Annotated in this window: 17 protein-coding genes; all 17 read right to left on the bottom strand. The window is 65.5% G+C overall.

The genetic code is table 11. The annotated features are described in order from the left end of the window. Positions 1–10: 10 nt before the first annotated feature. A complete protein-coding gene (locus J4G43_RS25750) occupies positions 11–457 on the bottom strand; it encodes a phage tail assembly chaperone (RefSeq protein ID WP_038959323.1) in 447 nt (148 codons plus the stop codon). Further along, a complete protein-coding gene (locus J4G43_RS25745; protein WP_249814876.1) occupies positions 454–2,430 on the bottom strand; it encodes a phage tail protein in 1,977 nt (658 codons plus the stop codon). Before J4G43_RS25745 ends, J4G43_RS25750 begins: the two co-directional genes overlap by 4 nt. Further along, positions 2,393–3,460: a hypothetical protein gene (locus tag J4G43_RS25740; RefSeq protein ID WP_225005079.1), complete on the bottom strand. Its 1,068-nt coding sequence runs from the start codon at positions 3,458–3,460 to the stop codon at positions 2,393–2,395. Before J4G43_RS25740 ends, J4G43_RS25745 begins: the two co-directional genes overlap by 38 nt. Further along, a complete protein-coding gene (locus tag J4G43_RS25735) occupies positions 3,460–3,912 on the bottom strand; it encodes a GNAT family N-acetyltransferase (protein ID WP_208086699.1) in 453 nt (150 codons plus the stop codon). The genes J4G43_RS25740 and J4G43_RS25735 overlap by 1 nt, the downstream gene beginning before the upstream one ends. Further along, the gene (locus tag J4G43_RS25730; protein ID WP_208086698.1) at positions 3,909–4,598 is read right to left on the bottom strand and encodes a hypothetical protein; all 690 of its coding nucleotides are present in this window, start codon (positions 4,596–4,598) and stop codon (positions 3,909–3,911) included. The genes J4G43_RS25735 and J4G43_RS25730 overlap by 4 nt, the downstream gene beginning before the upstream one ends. After that, on the bottom strand, positions 4,595–5,236 hold the full coding sequence (locus J4G43_RS25725) for a hypothetical protein (protein ID WP_208086697.1): 642 nt from the start codon (positions 5,234–5,236) through the stop codon (positions 4,595–4,597). Before J4G43_RS25725 ends, J4G43_RS25730 begins: the two co-directional genes overlap by 4 nt. Beyond that, entirely contained in the window at positions 5,236–7,365 is a 2,130-nt protein-coding gene (locus J4G43_RS25720; protein WP_208086696.1) for a hypothetical protein, read from the bottom strand. The genes J4G43_RS25725 and J4G43_RS25720 overlap by 1 nt, the downstream gene beginning before the upstream one ends. A gap of 3 nt (positions 7,366–7,368) precedes the next feature. After that, positions 7,369–7,506 (bottom strand): hypothetical protein, encoded by a 138-nt coding sequence (locus tag J4G43_RS25715; protein WP_208086695.1) that lies wholly within the window; start codon positions 7,504–7,506, stop codon positions 7,369–7,371. A gap of 35 nt (positions 7,507–7,541) precedes the next feature. Further along, positions 7,542–7,967 (bottom strand): gene transfer agent family protein, encoded by a 426-nt coding sequence (locus J4G43_RS25710; RefSeq protein WP_208086694.1) that lies wholly within the window; start codon positions 7,965–7,967, stop codon positions 7,542–7,544. 6 nt (positions 7,968–7,973) lie between these two features. After that, on the bottom strand, positions 7,974–8,366 hold the full coding sequence (locus tag J4G43_RS25705; protein ID WP_208086693.1) for an HK97 gp10 family phage protein: 393 nt from the start codon (positions 8,364–8,366) through the stop codon (positions 7,974–7,976). Beyond that, positions 8,366–8,767, bottom strand: a complete 402-nt coding sequence (locus tag J4G43_RS25700) for a phage tail tube protein (RefSeq protein WP_208086692.1) — start codon at positions 8,765–8,767, stop codon at positions 8,366–8,368. Before J4G43_RS25700 ends, J4G43_RS25705 begins: the two co-directional genes overlap by 1 nt. 104 nt (positions 8,768–8,871) lie before the next feature. Further along, positions 8,872–9,276, bottom strand: a complete 405-nt coding sequence (locus J4G43_RS25695) for a DUF3168 domain-containing protein (RefSeq protein ID WP_208086691.1) — start codon at positions 9,274–9,276, stop codon at positions 8,872–8,874. A gap of 1 nt (position 9,277) precedes the next feature. Continuing rightward, positions 9,278–9,499, bottom strand: coding sequence for a hypothetical protein (locus tag J4G43_RS25690; protein WP_208086690.1), 222 nt, complete (start codon positions 9,497–9,499; stop codon positions 9,278–9,280). After that, positions 9,496–9,846, bottom strand: a complete 351-nt coding sequence (locus J4G43_RS25685; protein ID WP_208086689.1) for a head-tail adaptor protein — start codon at positions 9,844–9,846, stop codon at positions 9,496–9,498. The genes J4G43_RS25690 and J4G43_RS25685 overlap by 4 nt, the downstream gene beginning before the upstream one ends. Continuing rightward, entirely contained in the window at positions 9,846–10,511 is a 666-nt protein-coding gene (locus J4G43_RS25680) for a methyltransferase domain-containing protein (protein WP_208086688.1), read from the bottom strand. Before J4G43_RS25680 ends, J4G43_RS25685 begins: the two co-directional genes overlap by 1 nt. Then, positions 10,448–11,362 carry a hypothetical protein gene (locus J4G43_RS25675; RefSeq protein ID WP_166341474.1) on the bottom strand — a complete coding sequence of 305 codons (915 nt, stop codon included), beginning with the start codon at positions 11,360–11,362 and terminating at the stop codon, positions 10,448–10,450. The genes J4G43_RS25680 and J4G43_RS25675 overlap by 64 nt, the downstream gene beginning before the upstream one ends. Continuing rightward, positions 11,359–11,757: a hypothetical protein gene (locus tag J4G43_RS25670; protein ID WP_166341472.1), complete on the bottom strand. Its 399-nt coding sequence runs from the start codon at positions 11,755–11,757 to the stop codon at positions 11,359–11,361. Before J4G43_RS25670 ends, J4G43_RS25675 begins: the two co-directional genes overlap by 4 nt.

The raw sequence follows: 11,757 nt of genomic DNA, 5'->3' as shown, positions 1-11,757 counted from the left end.
AGTTAAGGCGTCAGACGCCTGGCGCGGAAAGCCGAGATCGCAGCCATTCAAAAGCGTCGACATCATCGGGACGCACGGGAACGGCCGAGAGCATATCCGCCGGCGTGGCGCGGCCCTTCGACGAGTCCCTGAGCTCCTTGCGATAGGAGATCCACGCGGCGCGCTCCGTCTCGGAGATCGGAAAATCAGGCAGAACGAAACGATCGGTGCCGGCGAGTTCGGCCGCAACGGCACGGCGCACGTCGGCCAACGTGTCCGGCGCGTCAGGCGCGTCTTTCAGGACGACGGTGCGGGTGATCGGATCGACGCGGTCGCGCCTGGCGTCGACGGCCTGGCCGTCGTCGACGATTAGCACCTTGCAGCCGTCAAGATGGCTGTCGGCCCCGTCCTGGTCATCGACCGGGCCAAAGCCTACTACCATGATTTGGCCGGTCGTGACGCTGTAATGAATGTTCATCGCTTTGCCGCCTGCGCGTAGATGGTCGTTCCAGCCTGCATGTAGGTTGCCGAGTTCGCGTAGAATTGCGCCTGCACCGAAATGGACATCACGCCACCAGATGCAGTGACGTTGATCGCGCCGCCGAGCGATACCAGCGCAAGCGTGCCGGAAGGTGTCGCAATCGCGTATCCGTTCGCGACGCCGCCGTTGATCACGAGATAAAACTGCCCGGTTTCGGTGGCCACCGAGCCGTTGGCCCACATACCGCTGACGCTGGCATAGATCACAATATTCTTTCCGGCGAGCCCGGCCGTATCAACCGTCAGGTTGAAGCTGAAATAAGTCTGCGGCGTGCCCGGTGAGATGGCGGACACGTTGCCGCCGAGCGACTGCGCGACCGGCACCGTCACAGCAAAGTCGGCGAGGCTCAGTGACTTGACGGCAAGCGCGCCGATGACACCGCTATCCGACGTGATCTGGCCCGCGCCGATCTTGGCGGCTGTGATCGACCCCGCAACAATCGCGCGCGCGTTGAGCGTATTGTCGAGATACATATTGGCGCCGTTGATGCCAACGGCAGGAACGCCGTTGACCGTTCCGATCGTAAACGGCATCGACGGCGCATCGCCATTGTACCCCGTCAACTGGATCTGGAACTTATCGGCCTGAATGATGACGGCAGACCAGGACGCGCCGCCGTCAATTCTGATGCTCCCGGTAATGACGCCGTTGGCGCCGACAGACACGCCCCAGGATGCCGCGGCGTAGCCGTCGAGCGTCGCGATCGCCGTCGCGCTATTCTCGACAAAGGCCGTCGTCGAGCCCCATGTCGCGCTCGCCGTCGTCGAGAACGATGCATAGGCCGCTTCGGTCGTCACGGCGACCGTGCGGACGTCGTCGATCTGCGCCAGCGCATCGGCCGCGCGCGCCGCGAGCTGCGAGCGCACGCTCTGCTTGTCGAGAGGCGCACGCGCGGCAACATCTGACGCGACCGACGCCATGCGGTTGATCGCCTCCCTGATCTGATCCGACAGCGCGTCGCGGATCGTGATCACCTCCGCGTTTAGCGCCGCATCGAAGTCGGCGAGCGAAAACCTGATGTCGTCGGTCGTGACGTCGACCCAATCGGACCAAAGCATATCGCGCGGCGAGCTCGGCACGAATTGCCCGCGCACCTGGTAGTGGGTCGCCGGCAGGATCGACGTCGTGATGATCATATTGCCCGCGGTCGGCCGATCGCTGCGCCCGCGCGTGACGCTCGAGCCGTCCGAGGCGAGGCGCACCTCGAACTGCACGGCCGAGATCCCCGGCTGCGCATTCCAGCTGATCAGGATCGCCGGCCGGCGGCCGATGCCGTCAGCGTCGACCAGAATATATTTTTGCGCGTCAAAATTGTCGATCGGCTGCGGCGCCGGCGGATTGGAGATCGTGCCGCCGCCCGTGACCGGCGCGAAATCAGCGTCGCTGTCCCAGTCGTAATCGCTCGGATCGACCTCGGTCAGGCTCAAGATCACGTCGAGATTAGCGCGATCGACCATCGCGTCGACGCGAAACTGCTTCGCGTCGTAACCGTTGCGCTGCGACGTCCACTCGCCGACGTCACCAGGCTCGACGATCCAGAACGCCGGCGGCAATGACAGCGTGTGCGTCCGCGCCCGCTGCGCCTCGTCGAGCGCCGATTTCTGCAGCCGCTGCGCCTGCTCGGCATAGGGCACGAAATCAAACGCCGGATCCGCCATCAACTGACGAGAGCCGTCGCGCGCCTTCAGCGTCTCCGCGAGCTCGCTGTCGGGCGAGGGATAGGGCGGCGCCGTCGCCGTATTCCAGCCCTGGTCGGGATCCGGATAGGTCGCCTGGATCCCGTTGACGCTGTCGGCCAGGGAGAAGAACGGACGATAGACCTGCGTTTCCGTCGACAGGATGTCGCCATCGGAAAACGTGAACGTCGGCGAGTCAGGCGCGCCAAGGTGGATCTTGTAGAAACCGCCGATCTCGGAAATGCGACCCTGGCACCCGGTCAGGAATGCCTCGATCGCGTTCGCCAGCTGCGCGTTGACGTTGACCTGCCCGCCCGTGCGGTAGCTCGGCTCCGGACCGCTGGCGCCGATCACGGTCGACCGGCACTTGTCGATTTGCGCGATCCAGTTTGAGAACCGGCAGGCGCGCCGCGCTCGTGTTCTGCAGCCCGTAGAGCCAGGCGCCGTTATAGTAGAAGCCGCGCAGGAGGTTGTAAATTTGCACAGCAGGAAAGTTGTCGCCGTCGCCGCCGCGCACGATAGACGGGTCACCATAATCGCCATGAGTTTGCGAACCGGATCCGCCGACCGTCGAATCCCTCGAGGGATCGTAAAGCGGCACGCCCGACAGCTCGAATTTGAAGGTCGGAAAGCCTGACCACAAATTCTCATCGTTGAAGGCGTGAATGACGGCATAGCAAATGCCCTTGCCGACGTGCGCCGACGTATAGGGCCGCTCCGCGGAGGACGCGCCGAACATGGCGGCATCGGCCGCGGTCTGCGTCCCGTCGTAGAACTTCACCCACAGATGCGCGGACGGTGCGCCCTCGCCATTGTGCGGCCGAATGTACTCGGGAACCTGATAGCCGAGAGCGCTCGAATCGAAATTGGTATAGAGCGCGGCGCCGAGCGGCACCGTCACCCTGGCGCCGTTGACCCACAGGCCGACCAGGCGCTCGCCGGGCAGATCCGACAGCGCGATCACTTGCGAGAGAAACGCGTTCGGCGTGTCGTAGCCGTTGCCCCAGGTATTGGCATAGACCAGCGAGCCCGCGGTCACGTGATAGCCGAGGCCGAATGATCGCGGCACGTCGCCGCCGCCGGCGAGCTTGCCCTGCACGCCGAAGGCATCGGCGCCTGCCTGTTGCTGCGGTTGTCCGGTCAGCGCGCGCACGGCGTAGGACGTCGCCAGCGCCAGGCCGCCCGCAATGATCGACGTCGCGATCGCGCTGCCGGCAAAGAACGCCGCGGAGATTGCGGTCGCGATCGCAGTAAAAATCGCCATTACAGACCCTTGAGGAAATGCCGCTCGGCCGCGAAGTAGCCGCGGCGCAGATAGAGCTTTGCGACGTCGGGATCGTCACCCATGCCGGCCATGCCGGCGAATGCACACTGCCGTCCGGCGGCCCACGCCTCATAAGCGTCGAGCATCGCGATCGCCGAACGGCCGCGATGCGCGGGATCGATCCACCAGACCGATTCGCGTGCCAACCGGACCGGCCCGTGTGGATGTTCATAAGCAACCGCCAGCAGCAGCCCCTGCGCGACGCCGGCGACGTCGAGCACCAGGCAGCAGGCGTCGACCTGGTCGAGGTGCGCCGCATAGAGCCGCGCGGCATAGGCGCAATCGAACGGAAAGACGAACCCGCCGGCGCCGGCGAACCCGGCGGCCTGGTGCGAGTCCCGCAGCAGCGCGACCGCGCGCGTGCGGTCGCCGATATTGCCGGGCCGGATCATGAGAACAGGCCGGCCGCGCGCGCGAGCTCGATCGGATTCGGCGCGCCGCCGGTCACGCTGAGCGTTCCGGCAGACTTGCCCCAATATTGCTGCCAGTCGGACACGGTCGCCGTGTGCAAATAGAATTCGTCAGCCTCATCGCGCAGCTGCTGCGAGGCATGGGATCGCGTGTCGGAATTGGCGCGCGTCAGCTCCTGCGTGTTGCCCGTGCAGGTCAGGACCACGTCGCCGGCGTCGTTTTCCTTCGGCGTGGTGACCGGCGCCTCGTCGATCGTGCCGGCGAAACGCGACCATGCCGGCCCCACCATCGCGCGCGTGCCGCGATCGAACAGGCCGCGGAAAATCTGCACCCGGCCCTGCTTGCAGTCATAGGTGCGCAGCAGGTCGTTGATCCGTTCCGAGACCTGCGACAGCGTCACCGTGACATTCTGCACGGTCAGGTTCGACACGAGCGGAATATCGGCAATCGAGATCAGGCCGCCGCCGGCGTTGAACGTCCGCGTTACAGGCGCGCCGCTATCGGGATCGATGACCTCGGCCGCGATCGTGCCGACGTCAGACCAATAGCCGTCCGTCACCGGATTGCCCGTGACGCGGTCCCTGACAACGAACCAGATGAAGTCGCGCGGCACCAGACGGCGCGCCGACAATGCCGCATAGGTGCCGGCGTCGATCGCGCGCGTCATCGGATCTCGATCCCCTGAAATGCGATTGTGCCCCAGCCGGTCAGCGACGCATCGGTCGAGACCGAGCCAGGCACCAGCGCCATGACGCAGGCCGGACGATAGACCTTGACCGCGCTGGCGCCGGCCGTGACGCCGGGCCAGATGTGCGGCCGCACCTCGAATTCCGGCGTCGCGCCGCCGCCATCAGCCGTCGTCGCCTCGACGACCTGGTGCAGGTCGGTTCCGATCGCGAGATAATCGCCGATCACGAATTTGAAGCCCGCCGGCAGATCCTCGAGGCGCACGGCCTTGCGGTTTGCGTTGATCGACAGCAGCGCCGCCGAGACGCCGTCAAAGCTTCCGCCTGATGGCCATGACCCCTTCGGATAGGAGATCGGATAGACCCGCGACAGCGGATAACCGCGGAACGTGTAAAGGCCGCCCTCGAGCACCTTGAGCCGCGCGCGCCAGTGATCGAGCACGTTCGGCGTCAGCACCCTGGACTGCGCCTTGAGCGTCCAGAGCGGCGGCCCGAGATCCTTGACATAGGTGACGCCGGCGGCCGACCGCGACTGCTCCTGGCGCGCCTGCAGGTCAAAACCCGTTGTCCAGCCGGGAAAGTCGGCCAGGAGATCGAAAGGCTCAGATCCGATCGACATTACAGGTTCCGCCCCTTCTGCGCGCGCTTGACCGACTCGACCACGATCGACGGCAGCTCGGCCTTGAGCTGCGCGAGCTGCTGATTGATCCCCGTCTCTGCCGCGTTGTCCGCGCCCCTGGCATCGATCGAGATACTGACCGGCGCGCTGACGCTGCCGCCGGCCTGGCGCGCGATATCGTTCGGGATGACCTGCGCGCCGCGCGGCAGGTTGACGATTTCCGGCCCCTCCTCGCCGACCCAGGTCGGGCCGCCGCGCCAGTTGTCGGTCCCGGCCGCATTCGTCCCGATCGGCGCGGTCGGGCCGAAACCGCCGATCCCATCGGTCGCATTGCTGCCGATGCCGAACAGGCCGCCCAGGCCGCCCAGGCCGCCCTGCAACGTCCGCATCAGCGGCCCGACGACGAGCAGCTTGATAATCACCTCCTCGATCGCGCGCAGCGTCGACTTGGCAAAGCTGGCGAAAGCCTGCTCTGCGGTTTGCGTGCCGTCGACCGCGTCGGCGAGCGACCTGGTCAGGCCGCCGGAAATCGTCGAGGAAATTTCGCGATTGGCGTCGACCAGGCGCAGCGCCGCAGCCTGGCTCGAGGACATCGCCGCCGGAATGTCATTGCCGTAAATGCTGCGCAGCTGCTGCGCGATCGCGACATCCTGGTCGGACAGAAACGCCGTCCCGGCGCCGAACTTGATCTCGCTGGCAACGCGCGCTTTCGCCAGCGCCTCGCCGGCGGCGCCGGCGGCGCGCGAGATCTCGTCGATCTTCTTTGCGGTCTCGCCCTGCACCGGGATCCCGGCCTGCTGCGCCGCCGTCAGCAGCGCGCTTTTGGCGCGAAACTCCTCGAGCGCGCCGGCGCCGAGGCCGACCGCCTGCGTATCGGCCTGCAGGCGCGACGTATGCTTTTGCAGCGACTCGATCGCCCGGTCATAAGCGTCGGCGGTCTCTTTCTGCGCTGGCGCGATGGAATTATCGCCGCGCAGCTTCGTCTGCACGTCGATCGCATCCTGCATCGATCGGCGCACCGCGTTGGGATTGTTGAGGCCGGCCGCCAGCTTGCCGCGCGCCGGATCGTCGGCGAAACCAGGCTCGCCAGGAAAGATGATGCCGAGGCTTTTCGGATCCGAGTTGAGGCCGAGCTTGCCCGTCACCTCGGTCAGCTTGGTCCAGAACGACGAGGATCCGGCATCGGCGAGAGCATCCGGGATCCGCTTGATCGCGCCATAGAGCGAATTCGCCTGCGTGACCGCCGACGACATCGTTTCGACGATGCCGATCCAGCTCTCGTGATAGTTGACGCCGAGCTTTGCCAAATCATCCTGGATCGGCTTGAATTTTTCGGCGAGAACCTTTTGCGCATCCTCGAGCCGCGTCTTGAGCTGGATCGCCTGGCTCACCTGGTCGTCGGAAACGATCTTGTCGGCCGACAGCTTCTGCGCGGTCGACAGCATCTGATCGAGGAACGTCGCATCCTGGCGCAGGCGATCGGTAATCTCCGGACCAAACGCATTTTTGGCGATGTCGAGGCCAGCCAGGCGCTGGCCGGCCTCAAACGCCTCGCGGATCAGCTGCACGGTCGCGCGCAGCTTTGCCTCGGTATCGGTCGCATTCGTCAGCGCGCCGGCGCCGGCGTTGCCCTCGAAATTGCCGGCCTTCTGCAGCTCGGCGAGCCGCTGCTCGAGCGCGCTCCCGCCGAGTGCGGCGCGCGAACTGTTGTTGAAGCGCTCGAGCGCATCATTGACCTGGTCGACGGTCAGCCGCAGCTGCTCGCCCGACTTGGTGAAACGCTGGAAAAAATCGGTCGAGACGTTCGCCTTTGCCGCCTTTTCCGCGATCTCGTTGAACTCCTCGATTTTCTCCTTGGCGAGCTCGGTCGCGTAGCCCATCAACCTGAACACGCCGACGATCCCCGTGATCGCGAGGCCAAGCGGCCCGAGCACGCCGAGGATCGAGCGAAAGCCGAGCACGGCCGCGCCGGTCGCGCCCTGCGTCGCCAGCACCTGCGCATTCATGTCAATGAACTGCTTGGTGATGTACTTGGTCGCGGTCGACGTCAGCCCCTTGGCGCTTTCAATGTTTTTTTGAAAGCCGTCCATATTGAGCAGCATCGGAATCCGCAGAGAAGGCGGCGGCATCTGTCACCCTATCCCGTGTTTGGCGAGCATTGCGTCGAACTCGTCATCGCTCGGCGCTTCCGGTTTTTCCGGATCCGCATTCGCGCGGTTGTAGCCGTCGATAAAGGCGACGATTTCCCAGAGCGAGAGATCCTCGACCACGCGCGGCGACCAGCCGAACCGCGCGCCGATCGCGATTAATTCGGAGCGTCGGAGGCGTCCGTCGTCGTGGTGAAGCCGGTTTGCTGCGCCCCCGCCGGCTCGGCTTTTCCCTGGTCGTCACCGTCAAGCTGTTTGCCGACAGGATCGTCGGGCACGCCGACCATGACCGCCTCAATGATCGCATAGGCAAGCAGCACGCTCGACGTCAGCGGGTTTTCGTCGACGTGGTTGCGCACCGCTTTCATTGCAGCATCCGGCGCCATGCCGCCGCCGATCAGGCCGAGCCGGATCGGCTCGCGCACGTCGTTAAGCCGCCACGTGCCGGATCCGAGCCGCGTCATCACGGTCGCGATGCCAGCCTCGCATTTGGCCTCGAGATCGAGGATCAACCCGACCTTGGCGAGGCAGAACTGATCCTCGCCGCCGGCCCATACAATCGTCCTCAGTCCGTTTGCGCTCATGACCCCTCACGCCTTGGCAAGCACGTCAGCGACGGCCTGCTCGATGTTCTCTTGGATTTCCGGCATCAGCTTGCGCGCCGTATTGTAGAAAAACGGCTCGGCCGCCCGCTCCGTGGTGCCGTACTCGATCGCAAGCGCATAATCGTAATCGACGCCGGCGCCGGCGCGGATCTCCTTGCTGGTCGTCTCGCCACCGGCGACGACCTCGAGCTCGAGCTCGTTGCGCCGGCGCCGAACCTTGACGGAGTTGCGCAAGGTGCCACTGACGACCGGCGCCTCGGCCTTGATCGCGTCAGCGAGCTCGTCGGCCTGCTCTTTCAGCTTGCCGGCGAGCTCGCGTTTCAGCTTGAACGACAGGCCGGAAAACCAGCTCTGCAGCTCGTCGTCAGGCTCGGCCATCAGGGATTGGCGACCCAGCTGACCGGGCCGTCATTCTTGAACGACAGGTCGACGGTCACCTTATTGCCGCGCGTGCCGGCAAGCTTGAAGCTGGTCAGCTTGAACGAACCGACGTAGTGACCGAGATCGACGTGATCGAGCTTGATCTGCATATTCTTGCCCTCGGCGGACATAAACCAATCGTTCCACGTCTCGAACGACTCGACCGCCATGACGCCTTGCCCGGCGCCGGTTGCCGAAAGCGCATTGATGTCGGTCGATTCCCAGGCCGGCGCCTCCGGATCCGCGCAATCCGGGATCAGGTTGGTATTGGTCGACGCCGCCAGGTCGAAAGATTTCGTCGTCAAGCCGCACGGCTCGGCGAACACTTCCGGGCTCGCGCCATCGCCGACCAGCAGCAACAGCTTGGTGCCCGCAATCACTTTAGGAGGTGCCATGTTGTTTCCCTTTCATGGAAAAACGGCCGCGAGGATCGCGAGCCTGGTCGTCGCGCGCGTGGCGCAAACTAGGTTGAGGCCTCGAGTAGCGCGCGAAAGGCGATCGCGCCGTGTCGCGTCTGCCCATCAGGATCGCGCAAATATTGCGCGTCGGAGAGCTCGAACACGGTCACGTTGAAACCGGCGACCGTCAGCGGCTGATCGTCGAGCGCCTCGATAATCGCAGCGCCGATCTGTTTCGCCTCGACATAGCCGACCCCGCGCGACCAGACGTCGATTTGCAGCGACACCTCGACGCCGTCGACGCACTCCGCCTTGTCCGGCAGCACCTGGCCGTCGCCGAGCGACACATAGGGATAGGTCGGCGCGCTCTGCACCTGGTCATAGACGCGCTTACCGACGAGCGGCAGCACGCCATCGGCGCGCAGCGCCTTGATCAGTGCATCCTGCAGCGGCAGGCTTGGATCCCTCATCTCAGATCACCCCGATATCGGCTGTGATCGATCCCGCGACGATCTTGACAGCAGAGATCACCGCGTCGCCGTCATTCGCGACAATCTGGCCGGCGCCGGCGGCGACGATCGCGCGCGCCTGCACCTCCGGAACACGGCGATAGGTCTTGCCGGCGCGATATTGAACGAACACGCGCGCGCCGGCGCGGAACGGATAGTCGCGATGCACCGAAACGGTTTTCACGCCGCAACCCCCGACTGACAGAGAAACTCGACCCATTGCCGGCCGTCGTCGGGATCGACCGGCCCGGACTTGATTTCCCAGATGGCGCCCTCGCGCATGTCGCGGATCCGCCAATCGGTCGTCACCGCCAGCGTCGCCTGGCTGCGCCGGACCCTGATCGTCGCGGTCTGCTGCCCCTGCAGCCTGGCCGCGAGCACGGCCTCGCCGCCGAACCGGACTTGCACGGCCGCGGCACACTCGAATTCCGGCGCATCCGGAAAAGCGCCCTCGACATTGCCGTGACCGTCACTGATGACCGGCCGGCGGAAAAAGCCGAGCCGATGCCGCAGATCCCCCGCGCTGGTCATTAGCGGCGCCGAAAGACGAATGAGCCGATATCCTCGCGGCCGAGATCGGTCTCAATCGTGTTCATCGCCGCCAGGTCGAATCCGCAGCCGTCGAACGTGCGGATCAATCCCTCGTTGGTGAAATACCAGACATGCTCATCCCGGCGGAAATGCTTGGACCGCAGGACATGCTGCGCGCTGGTGAAAATCGGGATCGACACGAACACCCACGCGCTCACCCGATCGAGCAGCTCGCCGAAATCGGGAATGTGCTCGAGCACGTCCCAGAGCGTCACGGCCGGCACCTGGCCTTGATAGGGATCGAGCCAAAGCGACCGCGACTTGAGCCAGGCCGCGGCGATCGGATTGACGTCGAACCCGAACGTGTTCGGCCGGCCGGCGGCGGCGCCGTTGCGCCCCTCGAGGAATGCCCCCGAACCGATGCCGATGTCGACGACGGTCCCGGCAAAATGGCGATTGACCAGGTCGACCCGCGCCTGCATCAGCGCGCGCCCGATCGCGCTATCGGCCTGGCGCTGGTAGCGCTCGAAATAGGCCGCGTCATACGGCTCGGCGCCGCACTCGACCGGATAGAAGCCGACGCCGAGCTCAGGCCACCAGGTCAGGCGGCGCTCGGCGCAGGCGTCAAAGAATTGAGGCCGACCCGGCTGCAGAACGCCGCCCATTGAGCCGCCAGATCCGGAATCGATTTGTCGCATTGATGCAGCTTGTCCGTGCATTTGCAGAGCTCCCGAGGGGTTGCGAAGCCGATCCGCGACAGGTTCATCCGCGGATCCGTAATGACGTGGCGCGCGTTGTGGCCGCCGTGGCCGCCGTGGATGACGAAGGCGCGGCGGCCGAGCGCGATCGCGGCCGGAACGATCCAGCCGACGCCGCCGACGACGACATCGGCCGCCCCGACCAGGGCGAGCAGCTCGCGCACCACGAGCTCGCCCCTGAGAAAGGCCTGATGATGCGGCGGCAGCACGCCCTCGAGCCATTCCCGCCCGTCCTGCAGATCCGCGACGACGACGACATGATGCGTCGCGGTCAATTCGCGCGCGATCGCCGCCACATATTCCGGCCGCGGGTTGCGCGCTTCGTTGCGCCATTCGCTGCGAACCGTCACCGGCCGCACCAGGGCGATCGGACGATCGGCCAGCACCAGCGGCGCGCCCATATCAGGCAGATCCCAGCACGGCGCCGACAGCGGCACGCCGATTGCGGCGACCTGGCGCTCGAGCGCCGCGACGATCGAGCCGCGCGCCAATTCGGCGTTGCCGTATCCGAGCCGGATCTCGCGGATCCCGTTCGGTGGCGTCGACCAGCGCGCCGGCGACTGCCGCGCGACGTTGCGCATTTGCGTGCGGAGATCCCGCCTGGCGGCGACAAACCTGATCGGCAGATCCTCGAACAGCTCGGGCCATGGCGTCTCGAGCCAGACGTCATATTTTTCGGCGCAGGCGCGGACGATCGGCCGCGCGAAAATGTTGTCGCCGAGGCCCCACTGCCCGCGGATCAACAGAGACGGCCTCACGCGCCGGTCTCAGGCTCGGAGGTGATGACCTGGCCGCCATCGCCTGACGCGCTCGAGGAGCTCGCGCCATCGTTTGGGCCGCCATTCGAGCTCCCGACCATCCCCTCGACCATATCGCGCAGCTCGCGGCCGTAGTGCTCGAGCTCGCCGACATGCGCCTTGGCCGCGTCGTGCGCCTCGTCGATCGCGTCGAGCGCGGCGTCAAAGCGTTCGCCCGTGAACGCGATCCTCGCCTCGGTCTGTTTGGCGCGCTGCAGCCGGCTTTTCAGGCCGGCGAGCTCGATTGGTCGTTTGATCTGCATTGTGATCCCCTCTAGCAACTGCGGATTCCGCTCGATCATCACCAGGCGCAAACGCAGATGCGCGATCGCGACCAGCGCCTCGAGACGGTCCAT

This window comes from Bradyrhizobium barranii subsp. barranii, assembly GCF_017565645.3.
GTDB lineage: Bacteria > Pseudomonadota > Alphaproteobacteria > Rhizobiales > Xanthobacteraceae > Bradyrhizobium > Bradyrhizobium barranii.
The sequence above is the reverse complement of the archived record's forward strand: the minus strand, read 5'-3'. Positions and strand labels throughout refer to the sequence as shown.